Raw genomic sequence first — 19,736 nt, 5'->3', positions numbered from 1 at the left:
ATGAAAATACAAATTATCAATAAATCACAGCACGCTTTACCAAACTACGAAACAATTGCTTCGGCTGGAATGGATTTACGTGCCAATTTAACAGAATCGATTACTTTAAAACCATTAGAAAGAACCATCGTAAAAACAGGTCTTTTTATTGAATTGCCAATAGGTTATGAAGCACAAGTTAGGCCAAGAAGCGGATTAGCAGCAAAAAAAGGAGTAACGGTTTTAAATTCTCCGGGAACAGTCGATGCTGATTACAGAGGTGAAATAGGGGTAATTTTAGTAAATTTATCAAATGAAGAATTCGTAATCGAAAATGGAGAACGAATTGCACAATTAATTATTGCCAAACACGAAAGAGCCGAATGGATCGAAGTTGAAGAACTTTCAGAAACTTCAAGAGGTGAAGGCGGTTTTGGAAGTACAGGAGTAAAATAGTTCTGTACTTTTCGATTTTAAAATGAAAAAAGTAGCATTCTTTGCAAAACACCTTTGCAAACTTTGCGGTTTAAAAAAAGAAACCAACTCAAGAAGATGTAAAAATCTTCCCAAGAAAATAAATAAAAAATGAAAATAATAGTTCCAATGGCAGGTCGCGGATCAAGACTTCGCCCTCATACTTTAACTGTTCCAAAACCATTAATTCCAGTTGCGGGGAAATCAATTGTACATCGTTTAGTCGAAGATATTGCTAAAATATTAAAAGAACCAATTGAAGAAGTGGCTTTTATTCTTGGAGATGAAGCTTTTTTTGGAGCTGATTTAGTGGCTAGTCTTCAGGATTTAGCAAAAAGTTTAGGAGCAAAAGCGTCAATTTACCGTCAGGATTTACCATTAGGAACAGGTCACGCGATTATGTGTGCAAAAGAATCTTTATCTGGTCCTGCAGTAATTGCTTATGCAGATACATTGATCAGAGCAGATTTTGAATTAGACCCTGCTGCCGATGCTGTAATTTGGGTAAAACAAGTAGAACAGCCGGAAGCATTTGGAGTAGTAAAATTAAATGCCAATAACGAAATTATAGAACTGGTTGAAAAACCAAAAGAATTCGTGAGCGATTTAGCCGTTATCGGAATCTATTATTTTAAAGAAGTTGGAGATCTGAAAAAAGAACTTCAGGGAGTTTTGGATAATAACATCCAGAACGGAGGTGAATATCAGATTAATGACGGAATCAAAGCGATGATGGCTAACGGTAAAGTTTTTAAAACCGGTAGTGTTGATGAATGGATGGATTGCGGAAACAAAGATGTTACGGTTGAAACCAATTCAAGAATGTTAGGATTTTTGCATAATGATGGAGAGCATTTAGTAGATTATGATGTAGTATTAGAAAATTCAACCATTATTCCGCCGTGTTATATTGGTGAAAATGTAGTGTTGAAAAATGCAACAGTAGGACCAAATGTTTCAATAGGAAAAGGATGTCATGTTATTGACAGTTCGATAAAAAACAGTTTAGTGCAAACGTATTCTCAAATAAAAAATGCTAACTTAGACAATGCAATGATTGGAAATCACGTTGTTTATGATGGAAAATTTACCAGCATCAGCATTGGAGATTATTCAGTTTTAGAATAAGGTATAAGCTTAAACAGATTCGTTTTTGGTTACAAATTAAATTTTAGAGATAATGCAAAAAGGAGTTATAATCATTTTATTTTTCGTTTTGTTTGGTAATCCGGTTTCGGTTATGGCTCAGACAGAACCGGAAGATATTGCTATGGCAAAAGATGAATATCAGGACTCTTTTTACGAATCTTTAAAACAAAAAGGAATTGAGAATTATGATAAAGCCATTGCATCATTAGAAAAGTGTATTAAACTAAAGCCTAATGATGCAGTAGCTTATTTTGAATTGGGAAAAAATTATTTGTCTTTAAAAGAATATCAAAATGCACAGAATTCTTTTGAAAAAGCAACTCAGTTAGATCCAAAAAACAAATGGTACTGGTTAGGAATTTATGATGTAAGTTATGAAACCAAAAACTATTCTTTGGCCATTGAAACAATTCAGAAAATAATCGCTTTTGATGAAGAATATAAAGACGATCTGATTTCGTTGTATATGATTACCAATCAATTTGATAAAGCGCTTGTAACGATCAATGAAATGAACGATAAATTCGGAAAATCGGAAGATCGTAACCGTTATAAACAGCAGATTTTATCTCAGGGAAAATATCAAAATGCAGAAATTACGAATTTGATTGATCAGATTAAAAAAAATCCAAAAGAAGAATCGAATTATGTAAACCTGATTTTTCTGTATTCAAAAACAGAAGAAACAGACAAAGCTCTCGATGTAGCAAAACAATTAGCCAAAGAAATTCCAACTTCAGAGTGGGCACAGGTAAGTTTGTTTAAAGTATATCTGGATGCAAACCAGGCAGACAAAGCAATTAAATCGATGAATGTGATTTTGTCAAGTTCTAAAATCGATTCAAAAATAAAACATCGTACCCTTAATGAGTTCTTGATTTATGTGAATAAAAATCCGCAATATGCACCGGATTTAGAAAAAGCAATTGCTTATTTTGATAATGATAAAGAAGTGGATGTAGCAAAAGAAATTGGAAAATTTTATCATAGTAAAAATCAATTTGAGAACGCTATTAAGTATTATGAAAAAGATTTAAAAACAAACTCAGATACAGATCGCGAAACCAATTTACTTTTACTGGAAGCTTATGCTCAGGCCAAACAATTTGAGCCCATGACAAAAAGAGCCATGAATATGATCGAAGTTTACCCTAGTCAGCCACAGTTTTATTACTATGCAGGACTAGGAAACAACCAACTAAAACAATTTAAGAACGCAAAAACCGTTTTAGAAATGGGACTCGATTATGTAGTAGAGGATAAAACGCTTGAAGCAAATTTTAATATTCAGCTGGGAGAGGCTTATAATGGTTTGGGAGATGCTAAGAAAAAAGAGGAATACTTTTTGAAGGCAAATGAATTATTAAAGAAAAAAAAGTAAGTTTAGATGAAAAAATATATAGCAATAGTATTAATATCGGTTTTTGTAATTTCTTGTAAATCAAAAGCAGTAGCGGTACAAAACAGTAACGAAATCAAAGAAATTTCGCCAAAAGAAGAAAAGAAGGTAATAGAGAATCATTACAATAACAAATTAGACTTTTCTACTTTATACATAAAAGCCAGCGCAAGATATGTTGACGAAAAACAAAGTCAGAATGTTACCGCAGAAATTAAGATCGAAAAAGACAAACAAATTTTAGTAAGCGTTCGTTTTTTAGGAATTACCATGGCAAAAGCTTTAATCACACCAACAGCGGTAAGCTATTATGAAAAAATAAACAGCACTTATTACGATGGTGATTTTACAACTTTAAGCAAATGGTTGGGGACGGAATTAGACTATAGTAAAGTTCAGAATTTGCTAGTAGGTGAGGCATTAGACGATTTACGAAAAGGAAAATACACACAGACAATCGTAGAAAATCTTTTCCGCTTAGAAGATGAAAAAGAGACAACGATCAAAAAAACATTCTTTTTAGACCCTGAAAAATATTTGGTTCAAAAAGAAGAGATTTCACAACCAACAGAAAACAGAATGTTAGAAATTGTATATTCTGACAGTAAAGTTTTTAATCAGGGGACACTTCCAACAGGAATTGAAATCAATGCAATTCAGCCTAAAGGAAAAACCAATATTAATTTAAATTACAATACAATTTCATTTAATGAAGAACTTTCTTTCCCTTATAGTGTGCCAAGTGGTTATAAGAAAGTTATAATTAAGTAAATTTGCAAAAATAAAATATAAACATGCCAAAATTTCTCCTAAGCCTAATTTTAATCTGTGCCACTACTTTTGTATGGGCGCAAGATTCGCAACAAGAAAAACTTGAACAGCGTAAAGCACAAATTCAGCAGGAAATTAGAGATAACGAAAAAATGTTGCAGTCTGTAAAGAAAAAAGAAAAATCAGCAGTGAATGTTTTCTTAATTCAGGCAAACAAAATTAAACTAAAGGAGAAGTTAATCAATACAACAGCAAAACAAGAAAAGCTTTTAAGTAATGATATGTATATTAACCAGGTTCAGGTTAATAAACTTAAAAAAGAGTTGGCTGTGTTAAAAGCAGACTACTCAAAAATGATTTTGAAATCATACAAAAGCAGATCTGAGCAAAGTAGAGCTATGTTTATTTTATCTTCAGAAAGTTTTTTACAAGCGTATAAAAGAGCGCAATATCTAAAACAATATACCAATTACAGAAAAAATCAAGGTTTAGAAATTCAGTCTAAAACATCACAGTTGGTTGATTATAATGCAAAATTGGATGGGCAGAGACAGGTAAAGAAAAAAATTATTGCTGAAAATGAAAAAGAAAAGAAAAGCTTAGAAACGGAAAAGCAAGAGCAGCAAAAATTAGTTAACTCAATCAAAAAAGATAAAAACAAAATTATTGCCGATACTAAAGCCAAGCAACAGGAAGCTAAAAGAATTGACAGGCAAATTGATCGTTTAATTCGTGAAGCAATTGCCGAAGCCAATAGAAAAGCAGCATTAGAGCGTGCAAAAGAAAATCCCGGATCTACAGCTTCTACAGCGCCGGTTTCATCTTCAAAAATTGCTTTAACACCAGAAGGGAAAATATTAGCGGCTGATTTTAAAGCAAACAGAGGAAAATTGCCATGGCCGGTAGAAAAAGGATTTGTTTCGCTGGGTTATGGAGATCAGCCACATCCGGTTTATCCATCATTAACCGTTCATAATTCAGGAGTCGAAATTACGACAGAACAAGGAGCTACTGCACGAGCAGTATTTGAAGGAGTAGTATCAACAGTAATGGCTACAACTCCGGTAACAAAAGCAGTTATGATCCAGCATGGAGATTACTTTACCGTTTATCAAAATTTAAGTTCAGTATCTGTTGAAAAAGGTGATAAAGTAAACATCAAGCAAAGTATTGGAAAAGTAAGAACAAGTGGTGATACAGGAAAAACAATCATTAAGTTCCTAATACTTCAAAACACAACAAATATGAATCCGGAAGGATGGTTACAAAATAGATAATAGAAAAACGGGAGCTAATTTAGCTCCCGTTTTTTGTTGAATATAATTAATCATATTGTTCCAGAAAATATTTTACAACATCTGTAGTTGTCACAATACCTTTCAATTCTCCATTATCTACTACTGGCAGAGCGTGAAATTCTTCGGCTACAAATATTTCAGCCAGGTCTCTCACAATCGTATCAGATGATACTGTTTTAGGTTTTGAAGTCATCACCTGAGGGATTGTCAGCATATCCAGAATCGCTTCGTCAGCGCCTTCCTGACCTTCAAACAACGCTCCAAAAGTCAAGCGGTTGATGTCTGATCGGCTTATAATACCAATAACCTCTTTGCCTTTAGTAATAGGAATGTGTCGAATGGTATTCTTTTTTAGCATTTCGACTACCTTTCTTAAATCATCATTTTCGTTAGCCGTTATAACACTTTTGGTCATAATGTGACTGATTGGTTCTCTCTTTTTCATAATAAATGTGCTGTTATATTTCTATCAAATATGTAGAATAATTCTGATAAATAATATGATTTTTATCATGATTCAGAAAAGATACAGAATAAAAAAAAACAGCTCATTTTAGCAAAAAAGAACCAAAATTTGAACAAAAACAAAGGATAAGGCAAAAATCATTCTATTGTTCATTTGAAATTGCATCGATTGAAATTTAAAAATAGTATTTTTGCACTATGGAAACAAATAGACAGAAAAAAATAGGCGGTGTCATTCAGAAAGATCTGGTTGATATTTTGCAAGGTGAAGTGCGAAAAAACGGAATTACAAATTTGGTAATTTCAGTATCCAAAGTTAGTGTTACTACAGACTTATCTGTGGCAACAGTTTATTTAAGCATTTTTCCTCAGGATAAAGCCAAAGAAACTTTAGAAGGAATTAAATCAAATACAACTTTAATTAAGCACGACTTATCACAACGTGTACGCTTGCAGTTGCGTAGAGTACCAAACCTGGTATTTTTTATCGATGACTCTTTAGATTATATCGAAAAAATCGACAATGCATTAGCAGGAAAAGAAAATCCAATTGAAAACCGTGATCTTTTAGAAAAAAGAAGAAAATCATAAATTGAATTTCCCCCTTTACATAGCCAAACGTTATATTTTTAGCAAAAGTAAAAACAATGCTATCAATATTATCAATCGCATTGCCAGCATGGGAATCATTGTTGGTACAATGGCTTTGTTTGTGGTTTTATCCGTTTTTAGCGGATTAAAAGTTTTTAGCCTTTCGTTTACAAACGAAATCGATCCCGATTTAAAACTCACCAGTACATACGGAAAATCATTTTTGATCTCTCCCGAGCAGGAAAATCAAATTAAGAATATTGCTGGTGTAGCTTCTTACACAAAAATTATTGAAGAGCGTGTTTTGTTTTTGTTTAAAGACAAACAACAGGTGACTTACTTAAAAGGTGTCGATAAAAATTATGTTGTTGTTAACGATATCAAGAAAAAACTGTTTAACGGACAATGGTTAAAACCAGATACTTATCAGGTTGTTGTTGGTTACGGAATTGCACAGAACTTCTCTATGGGAATTCTTGATTTTGAAAACGCACTGCAAGTATTTGCTCCTAAACCGGGAAAAGGTGCAATCGAGAATCCGGATGAAGCCTTTAACAAAACAGACGTTTTACCAGTTGGAATTTATTCAATAAGCGAAGATTTAGATTCGAAATATATTTTTGCTGATTTAGGTTTAGTACAGGAATTATTAATGTACAAGCACAATCAGGTTTCAGGAATGGAATTTAAACTGAAAGAAAATGCAGATGAGAATGCTGTAAAAGCAAAGCTTAATACTATTTTCAATAATAAGATTTTATTAAAGAACAGAGCACAGCTTAATGAGTCATTATATAAAATGCTCAATACCGAGAATATTGTGGTTTACCTTATCTTTACTTTGGTCATTATCGTAGCACTTTTTAATTTAGTTGGTGCTTTGATTATGATGATATTGGAAAAGAAGGGAAACTTAAAAACCCTTTTTAATCTTGGAACAGAAATTAATAGCTTAAGAAAAATATTTTTGCTTCAGGGAACTTTACTCAGTGTTTTTGGAGGCTTAATTGGTATTTTTCTGGGTATTATTTTAGTATTGCTACAACAACAGTACTCCCTTATAATGATCACGCCAACTTTGGCATATCCCGTAGTTTTCACTTTAGAAAACGTAATTATAGTTATGGGAACTATCGTTTCACTTGGTTTTGTGGCATCTTTAATTGCCAGTAGCAGAGTAAGTAAAAAGTTATTGGACTAAATATCAGTTCATAAAAAATATACTTATATTTACCGTCTTAAAAAACTACAGCATATGATTGTTTCTGCCTAATCCTAATTTTATTTTTTTAAATAATTAGGATACTTACGTTTATTTTTTTTAGTTCAGGTGTTTGAATCTGAACTCATTTTATCATTTATCCTAATACATCATGACAGAAACAAACATAAAGAAAAGTTTATTTTCTAAAATTTTTACCACTTTAAAACAGGCTTTAAAAGGCGATGAATCTTTTGATTACACCGCTGGAAGTATCAAAAAAGCAGTTATTTTATTAGCCATTCCAATGGTTTTAGAAATGATGATGGAATCTGTTTTTGCCCTTGTCGATTTATATTTTGTAGGACATTTAGAGCATAGCAGTTTTGCCATTCAAACCGTTGGCTTAACAGAATCTGTACTTACAATTATATATTCAGTAGGTATTGGGATGAGTATGGCGGCTACAGCAGTTGTAGCACGACGTATTGGCGAAAAAGACCCTGTTGCTGCCGCAAAAGCAGGAATGCAGGCCATTATTGTAGCATTTGTAATTAATAGTATCATTAGCATTTTGGGAGTTATGTATGCCAGAGACATCCTAATTCTAATGGGTGCATCTGAAGCCGCTGCAGAACATGGCTATATTTTTACTCAAATTATGATTGGCGGAAGTTTATGTATCATGTTTTTGTTTTTAATAAACGGAATATTTCGCGGAGCAGGAAATGCAGCAATTGCCATGAAAAGTTTATGGCTGGCGAATATTTGTAATATCATTTTGTGCCCTGTTTTAATCAATGGTTTTGGACCAGTTCCGGCTTTTGGATTAACAGGCGCCGCAATTGCAACTACTTTAGGAAGAAGTATTGGAGTTCTATATCAATTGTATCATTTATTCTTTGGAAACGGAACTTTAAAAATCAAAATTCCATATTTCATACCGGATTTTCATCAGATAAAAGCATTGGTCAAAATTGCTGCTCCTGGTGTTTTACAATTTGTTATTGCATCCTGCAGCTGGATTTTTCTGGCACAATTAGTAGCTACAACAGGTGGTGATCATGGTTCTGCGGGTTATCAGACAGCATTGAGAATAATGATGTTTTTTATTCTTCCGGCCTGGGGCCTGAGTAATGCTGCTGCAACTTTGGTAGGACAAAATTTAGGAGCCAAACAAATTGACCGTGCCGAAAAATCAGTTTATACCACAGCGAGATACAATGTTATTTTTATGGCTACCATTATGGTTGTCACATTATGTTTTGGACAATATATTATTTCGTTTTTTACGAACGATGAATTAGTAAAAACAATAGCTGTCGAAGCGCTTCAAATTATGAGCATCGGATTTATTTTTTACGGAATAGGAATGGTTTTGATTAATACGTTCAACGGAGCAGGAGATACCTGGACACCAACCGGAATTAACTTTTTTGGTTTTTGGCTGTTCCAGATTCCGCTGGCTTATGTATTGGCGAAGCATTTTAATATGGGACCAAAAGGAGTTTTTATTGCGATTCCAATTGCTGAAACAGCTATAACATTAGCCGGGATTTTCTTTTACAAAAGAGGAAAATGGAAACGTATTCAAGTATAAGTAATACTAAAAAAGACCTTCAAATTTGAAGGTCTTTTTATTTTTAGTTCTTTTATCAAAATTTAAAACTTTGACAAAGATTATATTTTAAACAAATTCATATCCTGCATAAACCTGTTCGATTTCTTTCATAACAGCGAATAAATCTTCTGGATCATCAGTGGTAACCAGTTTTTGTTTGTATTCTTTAAAAGAATGAATGCCTTTGAAGTAATTGGTATAATGACGGCGCATTTCTACAATTCCCAATCGCTCGCCTTTCCATTCCATCGACCATTTCAAATGGTTTCTGGCAGCTTCTACACGATCAATAACCGTTGGAGCAGGTAAGTGTTCACCTGTTTTAAAATAGTGTTTAATTTCATTAAAAATCCACGGATAACCAATGGCAGCACGGCCAATCATAATGCCGTCAATACCGTATTCATTTTTGTATTTTAATGCTTTTTCCGGATTGTCAATATCACCATTTCCAAAAATAGGCATTGTAATTCTTGGGTTGTTTTTTACGCGTGCAATATGCGACCAGTCAGAGTGGCCTTTGTACATTTGTGCACGTGTTCTGGCGTGAATAGTCAAAGCCTGAACCCCAATATCCTGAAGTCTTTCAGCAACTTCATCAATATTGATTGAACTTTCATCCCAGCCCAAACGTGTTTTTACCGTTACCGGTAAATCGGTACTGCGAATAACCGCTTTTGTTAAACGCACCATCAAATCTACATCTTTCAAAACTCCCGCTCCGGCACCTTTACAAACCACTTTTTTTACCGGACATCCAAAATTAATATCCACTAAATCCGGTTTTACCGTAGAAACAATTTTAGACGAAAGTGCCATTGCCTCTTCATCACCACCAAAAATCTGAATCCCTACAGGACGCTCGTAATCAAAAATATCCAGCTTCATTCGACTTTTGATAGCATCACGAATCAATCCTTCCGATGAAATAAATTCAGAATACATCATGTCAGCGCCATGCGTTTTGCATAATCTGCGAAACGGCGGATCGCTCACATCTTCCATCGGTGCGAGTAATAAAGGAAATTCGGGTAATTCTATGTTGCCAATCTTGACCATCTTCAATATTTTGTGCAAAATTACAACATTTAGTTCAATTTGTACCAAATTGAGGTTCAAAGGTTCAGAGTAACAAAGGCGCAAAGGTTTTTTATGTTAGGAAATGGTTTTTATTGTAAGTAAAAATAGATAACAATTACATTAGAGCTATAGGATTTATCCTAAAATTATATATATTTGATTAATAACATATAACACCAAATACCAATTAAACCCTATGAAAAATCTAAGATTATTTATGATTTCATTTGTTGCTTTAACAATATTTTCATGCTCACAAGAAAACATAAAACAAAATGATGAAACTGCAGTTGCTAAAAGCTCCGGAATTACTAAAAAAACAGCAACAGAGGATTGTGGTACTCCTAAAGAATTTGTATTACCAGCTGATAATCTATATAACTGCCATGGACTTTCGTTTATTTTAAGTGAAAAGGTTGCGGAAACAAAACAGAGGATAGAAGATCCTGTTACTACTTTATATGAACTTTATTTTAAAAGTGAGATCTTTAAAGAAGATAACAGCAGTAATGCAACAAAAGTATTGTACTGGAATGATTACGATGATTATTTAGCAAATAATTTTAGAGCTGTTGATCATTCTGCTATGATTATTGGAAATGATATTGTTTATTCAAAAGAAGGTTCGAATCCATTATATAAAAATTGTATTCAACATTGTTACTTAACAGATATAACCGGAAAGGAACATTATTTAAAAAAATATTCTTTAAATCTTGATTTAAATCCATACGAAATTAATCCAGTTAGAAAAGTGCCATTTACAGTTTCTGTTGCTCATGATGCGTCCGCACTATTGGACGTTCAATATGATTGGGTTTCAGAGACAGCAGATTATAATTATGTACAAATAACCAAAACAGGAGGAAGCTGTAGTATTAAATTTAATGGGAATGCGCCTAAAAAGTTGTATACATTTACTTTGAAAGCAAAACATCAAAGAGGTAAAATTAATAATGTTTCATTTGAAAAAGATCTTACAAAAACATTTACAATTGATTTAAAAGGAAACCCTGATCCTACAGCTAGTTTTACAGGATCAAATTATGTAACACAATCTTCAATGGGATCCTGGACTGCTACGGCTTCCGGAGGAACAGCTCCGTATCAATATTACTGGTGGATAAAACGTCAACAGGATCCAGATTCGTTTTACCTTCAAATAGCCACGGGTTCTCCAATATATTTATTTACGAGAACATCAGTAAAATCAACCTACTACACGATGTACTTAAGAGTTGTGGATGCCAATGGTCAGTCATTCTCAACACAGCCACAGGTAATACAATCTACAGGACCATTAGAACTGTTTGATCTTTAAAAATATTAATATACGGAAAAGCCTAGTCAAAACTAGGCTTTTTTTATTTAGTTTATATGACCTTTGTCCCTTTGAAACTTTGCCACTTTGTATCTTTTTACGAAACTCTATAATCAAAAAAGCGTATAGGTTTTCTACTCATCGGATTAAAAACTAACGGATTTAAAGTTTCTTTTGAAGCAAATTCAATCTTTGGTGTTACTCTTAATTTAGCTCTGAAATGATCTTTGATTTCCTGTAAAAATTCAGCGGATTGATTTTTTACAGCGATTTTAATCACGATTTCGTCAGTTCCTAAATCGTTGGTCGAAATTTCAATAATATGATTTTCGATATTATCAAAACCACTTAAAACATCATTCATCGCTGGCGGATAAAGTGTTGTACCTTTGTATTTAATCATTTGTTTTTTGCGACCCACAACAGGACCAACGCGCAGTGTATTTCTGCCACAGGCGCAAGGACTATTATGTAACTGAACAATATCGCCGGTTTTAAAACGCAACAAAGGCATAGCTTCAATTCCTAAAGTCGTAAAAGTTAATTCGCCAACTTCGCCATCTTTTACAGGAATATTATTTTCGTCCAGAACTTCTACAATGATCAATTCAGGATGATGATGACCGCCAACTCCGTGTTCACATTCTGTAAAAGCAGTACTCATTTCTGTAGAAGCATAAGTTGAGAACAACTTAATATTCCATTTTTCAGTAATTTTATTGGATAGGATATTCATCGAAAAATCCTGATTTCGAAGTGATTCTCCAATACAAATTGCTCCTTTTATACTTGAATTGTTGTAATCAATTCCATGTGCTTCGGCATATTCAATTAACTTTAATAAAAACGAAGGAACCGTAATTAAATGAGTGGGTTTGTATTTTAAAATCGAATCCCATTGCAGTTCCGGAATTCCGGCTCCCACACGAATAACACCTACTTTTAGTTTTCGCAATCCCAGAAAATAAGCCAGGCCAGCCATAAATTTCCTGTCAATAGTAGTCATCAATTGTACCACATCACCTTCTGCAATTCCGGCACAGGCAAACGAAATAGCTTCATTATATGCCAGACGATCCAGATCAGAATCGGTTAAACCAAAAGTTACCGGATCGCCCAAAGTACCAGAAGTAGAAGCGTAATCGATGATTTTATTTTGCGGAACACATAAAAAATCATCGTTGTATTCTTGTAAATCTTCTTTGGTTGTTACAGGTAAATATTGTAAATCTTCAAGGGTTTTAATTTTCGAAATATCAATATTTTGTCCTGCAAAAAGTCGTTTGTAAAAAGGAGAATACTGACTGATATAGTGTAAGAGTTCCGTTAATTTCTGCTCTTGAAAATTTTTAATTTGTTCTAAAGAATCTTTTTCTATTAATGGAATCATTGTAACTTTCTTTTGATTTTTTTTAAATATTTTTCAATTGCTGTTTTATCAGGAACTGTTGTAATTTCTTTGGTTAAAGCTTTTTCAAAATTAGCCTGAGAAAGCCTGTATTCTTTTTTTTGATAAAAGTACAACCCTGCTTTGTAATACACAACCCAATAATCAGGGTTTAAAGATTGGTAATTCGAGATGAATTCATCACTAATCGTTTCTTTACTTTTTAGATACAAATCTATTTTATGATCTTCGATTCTAAATTGTTTGTAGTTTTTATAGGTAGTGGTTTCCAGAAAAGGATCTTTGGCAATATTTAAATTTTCCTGCTGGAAGGAACGAATCGATTTAGTTCTCATTTCGTTAAAAACCGAATCCAGATTATAACAAACAAATTCACCTAACTGATACGGATTTGCCGAAACCCAAACGAGTTTCTCTTTTGGTTTAAAGATAACTCCATGATGTGCCATCAATTGGTTCAGCGCTTTTTCGTTGCCATAACCCAGCGCCATATTTTGTAAACCATCTTTATTTCGTAGAATTTCGGAGGCTACTTTAGGATTGATTTTAGGATTTTCAGCAAAAAGTTCCTGCATTCTGTCAAAACGATATTTAGAATGACTATTGGCAATTTGAGATTGATTTCGTTCTTCATTTTTAAAAGCATCACTCTGAAAATGATTAGAACAAATTAACTGATCGCTGTTTGGAACTTCGTAAACATCCATTTTTTTTGGAGAAACTTCAATCAAAATTGCTTTGTTATCAACGGCACTTCCAACCATTATAGATTCAGAAACAAAAACAGCTCTTTTTTTAGCAATCGCAATTGCTTCTTCAATATTCCCGGCATGTTGTAATATTTCGCGGGTGAGAATCGAAATAGGTGTTTTGGCAATCAGCGGAATTTTAGACTTTCCGGCATTAATGGTAACCGTTAAACCTTTTTCATTCATTCCGGAAACTGCTCCAATCATTCCGGGCCAGGTTACCATCATAAACTTGTTGCCGTCTTTTGGATTTATAAACGCCACGATTTTATTTTCCGCGAAAGCGTCGTTTACATAAAAGTCAAAATTACGTCCGAGGATTAAATTTCCATCTTCCGATTTTTCTCCCCAGGCGGCAAAAGAAGAGCAGCCAACTAAAGCCAGATCCTGCAAAGCATGACCAATATCATGAGCTCCGTGCAAATACAAACTACGCTGATATTGTGGTGCAATATTATCAAAATCGTGCGAAGTGTATTGCGAAACACCATAAATCTCCGTTTGATATTCTTCTGGAACATTCAAATATAATTTTCGATTGTACCATTTTAGAAATTGTCTAAGGATTTTTTGCTGAAACTCAGACGGAATAATATCTTTTATTTTAGAGAAAAAAATATGTTCCTGATTTTTTAAAAGAGAATCTGAAAGCGCTCCGGTATTAAGTCCAATTTCTAAAGGATCACCTTCGACATATAATTCCCAAAGACCTTGTTTGTTTTTTAGAAGTGAATTTTTTCCGGATATAAAAACACTATCAGATTGTTTGACCACGATAGGTTTTGTTGCATTAAAACTTGCAATTTCAGGTTGATGACGTATAGATTTTGATGTTCCGCATGATGCCAACATCAATAAAAAACCGATAAAGAAAAAATATGTAATTCGGTTTTTCATAACTTTTTTATTCAGATGCCTGATTAATTTTGGTTACTAAATATTCTTTTCCAACAATCTCAGAACAGGTTACAACCGCACCAATCGTTACGCCCAAAACGCCGTGCATGTTGATGCTTTGCCCGGTGAGATATAAATTATCTAATTTGGTTTTTGAAGGAATAAGGGTTTTCATAGGATTGTTTGAATCCTTAACATAACCATACATATTGCCATTGTCACCGCCAATATAATCACGATAGGAAAGTGGTGTCGAAGTATGTATAGATTGAATGCAATCTCTGATTCCCGGAAATTTTATTTCAATTTCTTTTAGAAACTTTTCTGCCTTTCGAAATTTAAATTCTTCATAACTTTCTCCACGGTCATTTTCTTCGGCAGTTGTATTAAAGGTGTTCATCCATGGAGTGACATCATCATATTTCATGTAAGTGATAAACGTCATGCCTTCTGCCCATTCTTCCTGTTTTTTTGAAGCATTCATCGATGCCATAAAAGCCTTTGGCCAGGAATCTTCATCATAATCATGAGAAGTCCAGACTTCGCTGCTTTTCTTAAAATGATAATGATTATGATTGATGTATTTAAATGTTTCCGGTTTAAAAACGATGTATAAACTAAATGCCGAAATAACGCCTTCAAGACTTTGAACCCGACTATAAAATGCTTTTCTGAAGTGTTCTTCGCCAACCATTTTCAGGGTTGTTTTGGGTTCTATATTTGAAATAAAATAAGTGCCAGAAACCTGAGTTCCGTCTTTCATTTCTACCGAAGTTACTTTTTTGTCTTCGACATTAAAACGGATAACTTCTTTGTATTTGTAAAATTCACCACCGTATTTTTTGAGTTGTTTTAAAAGCTGCTTGGTGATTTGACTTCCGCCATTAATACAACGCCACGAACTCTGAATATAGGAGTTTACAGAAAGGGCATGAACATAAAAAGGCGATTTATCTGCAATTCCGGCATACAAAAAATTAGAACCGGCCAAAACAGCTTTCAGTTTTTCATTTTGTGTACATTCGTCAATAGTTTGTTTGGCATTAAGAGCCAAAATCTCATTATCATATTTTCCTTCCCATTCTAAATTATAAAGTGGAAAAGATTCACAAATTGTTTTTATCCTTTTGCAATATTCTTCAATATGTGCTTTTTCTTCAGGGAAAAAACGGACTAACTGATGGGCAAAATTTTCATAACCCTGAGCATGTGGATATTCGTTTTCATCATCATCAAAAGAGATAATATCAAAACCATTTTCATCTAATTTTTTCAGATTTAGATGATCCATAATGCCTAAATATTTAAAATATTTATACAGGTTTTGTCCCTCGTCCAAACCGCCGATGTAGTGAATCCCGGTATCAAAAATGGTTCTGTCCCGCACAAAAGTTTGCAGATTTCCGCCGTATTGATTGTTTTTTTCGAGCACACAAACGCTATAACCTTCTTTGGCGAGAATGATTGCCGAGACCAATCCGCCCAGTCCGCTGCCAACAATTACTATATCGTATTGCTCTTTCATGCTAATTTTTCTTTAATACGATTATAGAATTTTCATCCAGAACACATTCGAAACCAAAGTTGATCAGAACGCTTTTTAAAGCCGGACAATTAACCAGGATAACCGAAGAAGTAACAGATATAATTTTTTGAAGCTGATCTTTATAATTTTCATCCGAAATTAAAACAGCATCGTATTGATTTTCGAAAGCTGGTTCAGGCTGATCTAAATAGTATATTTTTCTTTTTCTAACAATATAATTGGTCTTTGAAACCGCTAGTTTTTCTTCGTCAAAATTGTATGAAGCTACTTTTCGTTGCGGTTCCTGCAAAGTCAATAACACATCTAACTGACCGTAATCATTGGCTAAATGCAGTATTTTGGCTTTCGCCGAAAGCTGATGGTTTAAATGATAATAGGTTTCCAGATTATTTTTTAAATCTTTTTTGACACTATCCGTAATTTCATTTTCCTTATAATCATAACTGTGCAGAACCATTTTTTTGAAATAATCCGGTCCTTCTAATTCCTGACGAATCTTACGGTATTCTTCCTTGAAAAAGGCACTCATTTGTTTTGTTCTTTCGGCATAATTTTTTCCGAAAGAAAGATTATCAGGCGCAATTCTTTCTAAAATCGAAAGTGTTAGATAACTGTGATGAATAACAAAATCACCTTTAGGAATTGCTTCTGAAGCGCCATGAATTACTACAGGAACAATATCCAGATTAAATTCTTCTGCCAAATAAAAAGCACCTTTATGAAAACGTTTAATCTGATTGCTTTCTGAACGTGTTCCTTCCGGAAAAATCATTAGCGAATAACCTTCTTTTACTTTTTGACGTAAATGTTCAACTCCGCCTTCAATTCCTTCAGAAACAGGATAAAAACCTGCTTTTCTAACCGTACCGCCAAAAATAGGAGAGTTGTAAACCCAGTCGCTCACCAAAAAGATAATTTTTGGACTCAGCATTCCCATAGCCAGAATATCAATAAATGACGAATGATTGGCAATGATAATCGCCGGTTTTTCGAACGTTTCGTTGTATTTATTAATGACTTTTTTATGGATAAACGGATTAGAGTACAATACCGATTTCATGAATTTTGAAATGAAATAACGAAATCTTCTCATTTTTGTTTTTTCATTTATTGGAAGAATCGGCATGATTGTAATGCAGAAAAGTGACATTAAGATTCCGCCAAGTCCGTAATAGGTAAACGAGATGACACCGTGAATAAAAGTACGCAGTACAAAAGGCGGATTTCCTTTTTTGGAACGATTCGAGATAAATATTTTAAACAGAATTGGATAAAAAATAAACGTAATAATAAGTGCTGCAAAAACCCCAATTAAAGAAACAGATGAAATAGATCGCAATGCAGGATGACTTGCAAAAATCATAGCGCCAATTCCCAATATAGTTGTGATAACAGCCAGGATTATCGAAGTTCTGTAAATAGCGATTTCGTTCTTGCCCGAAGTATATTCTTTTTGAAGTGCACTGGTCATGAAAATACTAAAATCGACACCGTGACCAAAAATCAATGTACAGACAATCATACTGAAAATGTTCATCTGAATACCAAAGATTCCCATGATTCCGGCAGTAACAATTCCCGTTAAAGCAATTGGAATACAACTTACAATAACCAATTCGACTCTTCGGAAAAAGAAGAATAAGATTAGAATTACTGCAATGAAAGAATAGTTTACAAGTGAATTAAAATCAGTTTTTAAAGTACTAAAAAACGTTTCGTTCATTTGCTGACGATCAATGGCTATCAGGTTGTCTTTGGCGGAAGCCGATTTTACAAAAGCATCTCTTTGTTCTGGTGTAACTTTTACTAAAGTCGAAATCGTGAAAAAGCCATTTTTTTCGGTTACGAATTCTTTCAATTGCAAAGCCTGAATCCTGAGATAATCGTTTGCAGAAACAGGTTTGAAAGTAGAATTTAAATGATCAAAAAAAGCAGAATAGGTTGTAGGCTTAAATCCTAATTTTGAGCCTTCGGAAATTAATTCTGATTGTAAAAGCTGTTTTTTATGGGTATCCCAAAACGAATTCCATTTGTTGATTTTTTCTTTTTGTGCTTCCTGAGAAAGCATAATGCCACCAACGGAACTAAAGTTTAATATTTTATTGGCTTGTTTTGCTGTTGTTAAATCAGTAAAAAGTTTGCTGTTGTGCTGCAAAACCTCTTCCATACTTTTTCCGTACGAAGCAACATAAATAGTTTTCGAAGTTAAGCTGGTACTTTCTTCCAGATCTTTTTCGGCAGCTTTAATTTCTTTTGGAACAAAATTCAATTGCGACAAATCATTATTAAAACCAACATTGTTATATGTAAAACAGCAAACAATTGTAATGATAACGCAAAAACCAATCAGCAGTTTATTGTTATGAAAAGAGAAATGAGCCAGTTTATCGATAGCATTTTTCTTATGTTCAAAATTATCTTCTTTCGGTTTATATAAATGCGGCACGATCAGGAGCGAGAAAATTCCGGTTGCCATAACAATTACAGCAGCAAAAATTCCCAGGTCATTCAATGCATCAGATTTTACAAAAAGCAAACATAAAAAAGCAACGGCCGTAGTAGAGCTGCTCATGATAACAGGCATTGTAATGTCTTTATACAACGTTTTTATATCGCTATTGTGTTTGTGGTGCGTAAGAATGTGTATGGCGTAATCGATTGTGATTCCCAGAAGAATAGAGCCAATTCCGAGTGAAATAGCGGAAATTTGTTCTTTGACAAAATATAAAAAGGCCACAGCGAAAAAAGCACCAAAAACAGTAGGAAGAAAGATGATTAACGGAATGAGTATTTTTCGATAGAATAATATCAAAATCAACATGAGCGTAATCATAGCGATTGTTGTCGTTAAGATAATATCGCTTTTGATTTGACTGGCATTGGCAACAGCAATCAAGGCCGAACCAAAATAACTAATTGAAGTTTTATTTTTGAATTTTTGATTTAAATGCTCCTGAATCGATTTTAGCTTTTCAACAAAAATGGTATTCTTTTCTGTTTCGCTTGATGAAATATCAGAAGTGATAAAAAGCAATAATTTCTTTTTGTCTTTGGTCATCACAAAACCATTACTAAGCGTAAAGTCGTCACCAATATTTAATTGTTGTAATTTTTTTAAGGCTATAAAAGAAATTCCAAGCGGATCCTGTAAAATAAAATCTTTGGTAATAAACCCGGATGGAGAAATTATCGATTTGTAGTTTCCCTGAACGGTTGCTGCAATACTGTCTTTTTGGAGTTTGTTTTGAATTGCAGCATAATCTTTATCTTCAAGAAAAAGAGGCAGATTATGATAAACAAAATCAATGGTTTCCTGAATGTTTCCTTCGTCGATTTTCCCCTGGATTCCGGTTATATAAGGTTTACAGGATTTAGAAACACTGTCTGAAAAGGCTGTTGCCATTTCTTTCAAATCGTCTTCATTTCCGTTTTTATCCAGTTTGAAAATAACAGTAGTTTTATCGGCAAAATTAAGTTGTTTGAGGACTTTTGCCGTAACATCAGATTTGTCATTTGTTGGGATAAGTTTGGTAATATCCTCTTCAAATTTAAGTTGAGAAGCAAAAAAGCCAAAAGCCAAAAGCATCAAAATGGCCAAAACAACCGATAAAGCTTTTCGTCGGTTTACAAACAAATGAATGGCGTAGAAATAGTGATGCATTATTTTTTTATTTTATTTTTAGTCACAGATTAAAAGGATTAAATTGATTCTAATCTGTGTTGGTTCGCCACGAATTTTACAAATTAACACAAATCAATTCGCGAAATTTGTGGCGAAAAAAAATTG

Annotated in this window: 15 protein-coding genes; 9 read left to right on the top strand and 6 right to left on the bottom strand. The window is 33.6% G+C overall.

The window, feature by feature from the left end; genetic code table 11:
- From dut to A4F88_RS06190, 5 genes are all read left to right on the top strand, one after another.
- A complete protein-coding gene (gene dut, locus A4F88_RS06210; protein WP_068841689.1) occupies positions 1–435 on the top strand; it encodes a dUTP diphosphatase in 435 nt (144 codons plus the stop codon).
- A gap of 129 nt (positions 436–564) precedes the next feature.
- Positions 565–1,581 (top strand): sugar phosphate nucleotidyltransferase, encoded by a 1,017-nt coding sequence (locus A4F88_RS06205; RefSeq protein WP_068841688.1) that lies wholly within the window; start codon positions 565–567, stop codon positions 1,579–1,581.
- Between the two features lie 52 nt (positions 1,582–1,633).
- Entirely contained in the window at positions 1,634–2,983 is a 1,350-nt protein-coding gene (locus A4F88_RS06200) for a tetratricopeptide repeat protein (protein WP_068841687.1), read from the top strand.
- A gap of 6 nt (positions 2,984–2,989) precedes the next feature.
- Entirely contained in the window at positions 2,990–3,772 is a 783-nt protein-coding gene (gene lolB1 / locus A4F88_RS06195; protein ID WP_068841686.1) for a lipoprotein insertase outer membrane protein LolB1, read from the top strand.
- Between the two features lie 23 nt (positions 3,773–3,795).
- Positions 3,796–5,049 carry a murein hydrolase activator EnvC family protein gene (locus A4F88_RS06190; protein ID WP_068841685.1) on the top strand — a complete coding sequence of 418 codons (1,254 nt, stop codon included), beginning with the start codon at positions 3,796–3,798 and terminating at the stop codon, positions 5,047–5,049.
- 46 nt (positions 5,050–5,095) lie between these two features.
- Here the strand turns inward: A4F88_RS06190 and A4F88_RS06185 are convergent, their stop codons facing one another.
- On the bottom strand, positions 5,096–5,515 hold the full coding sequence (locus tag A4F88_RS06185) for a CBS domain-containing protein (protein WP_068841684.1): 420 nt from the start codon (positions 5,513–5,515) through the stop codon (positions 5,096–5,098).
- A gap of 218 nt (positions 5,516–5,733) precedes the next feature.
- On the opposite strand from A4F88_RS06185, the gene rbfA reads away from it, so the two are divergent.
- The 3 genes from rbfA to A4F88_RS06170 all read left to right on the top strand — a co-directional run bounded on the left by rbfA (position 5,734) and on the right by A4F88_RS06170 (position 8,927).
- Positions 5,734–6,126, top strand: coding sequence for a 30S ribosome-binding factor RbfA (rbfA, locus tag A4F88_RS06180; protein ID WP_068841683.1), 393 nt, complete (start codon positions 5,734–5,736; stop codon positions 6,124–6,126).
- Between the two features lies 1 nt (position 6,127).
- Positions 6,128–7,327: an ABC transporter permease gene (locus A4F88_RS06175; protein ID WP_068841682.1), complete on the top strand. Its 1,200-nt coding sequence runs from the start codon at positions 6,128–6,130 to the stop codon at positions 7,325–7,327.
- Between the two features lie 172 nt (positions 7,328–7,499).
- Entirely contained in the window at positions 7,500–8,927 is a 1,428-nt protein-coding gene (locus A4F88_RS06170; RefSeq protein ID WP_068841681.1) for an MATE family efflux transporter, read from the top strand.
- 87 nt (positions 8,928–9,014) lie between these two features.
- On the opposite strand, the gene dusB is transcribed toward A4F88_RS06170, so the two are convergent.
- A complete protein-coding gene (dusB, locus tag A4F88_RS06165) occupies positions 9,015–10,007 on the bottom strand; it encodes a tRNA dihydrouridine synthase DusB (protein WP_068841680.1) in 993 nt (330 codons plus the stop codon).
- A 217-nt stretch (positions 10,008–10,224) separates the two neighbouring features.
- On the opposite strand from dusB, the gene A4F88_RS06160 reads away from it, so the two are divergent.
- Positions 10,225–11,349 (top strand): SprB repeat-containing protein, encoded by a 1,125-nt coding sequence (locus tag A4F88_RS06160; protein WP_068841679.1) that lies wholly within the window; start codon positions 10,225–10,227, stop codon positions 11,347–11,349.
- 97 nt (positions 11,350–11,446) lie between these two features.
- On the opposite strand, the gene flxY is transcribed toward A4F88_RS06160, so the two are convergent.
- From flxY to A4F88_RS06140, 4 genes are read right to left on the bottom strand one after another with little or no spacing between them, the layout of a single operon-like run.
- On the bottom strand, positions 11,447–12,739 hold the full coding sequence (gene flxY / locus A4F88_RS06155; protein WP_068841678.1) for a flexirubin biosynthesis putative acyl-CoA ligase FlxY: 1,293 nt from the start codon (positions 12,737–12,739) through the stop codon (positions 11,447–11,449).
- Entirely contained in the window at positions 12,736–14,403 is a 1,668-nt protein-coding gene (locus A4F88_RS06150) for a C45 family autoproteolytic acyltransferase/hydrolase (RefSeq protein WP_068841677.1), read from the bottom strand. Before A4F88_RS06150 ends, flxY begins: the two co-directional genes overlap by 4 nt.
- 7 nt (positions 14,404–14,410) lie before the next feature.
- Positions 14,411–15,928, bottom strand: coding sequence for a phytoene desaturase family protein (locus A4F88_RS06145; protein ID WP_068841676.1), 1,518 nt, complete (start codon positions 15,926–15,928; stop codon positions 14,411–14,413).
- A 1-nt stretch (position 15,929) separates the two neighbouring features.
- On the bottom strand, positions 15,930–19,610 hold the full coding sequence (locus A4F88_RS06140; protein WP_068841675.1) for a 1-acyl-sn-glycerol-3-phosphate acyltransferase: 3,681 nt from the start codon (positions 19,608–19,610) through the stop codon (positions 15,930–15,932).
- Between the last annotated feature and the right edge of the window lie 126 nt (positions 19,611–19,736).

This window comes from Flavobacterium chilense (assembly GCF_001602525.1).
GTDB classification, from domain to species: domain Bacteria; phylum Bacteroidota; class Bacteroidia; order Flavobacteriales; family Flavobacteriaceae; genus Flavobacterium; species Flavobacterium chilense.
This window is presented reverse-complemented; position numbering and strand designations above follow the sequence as displayed.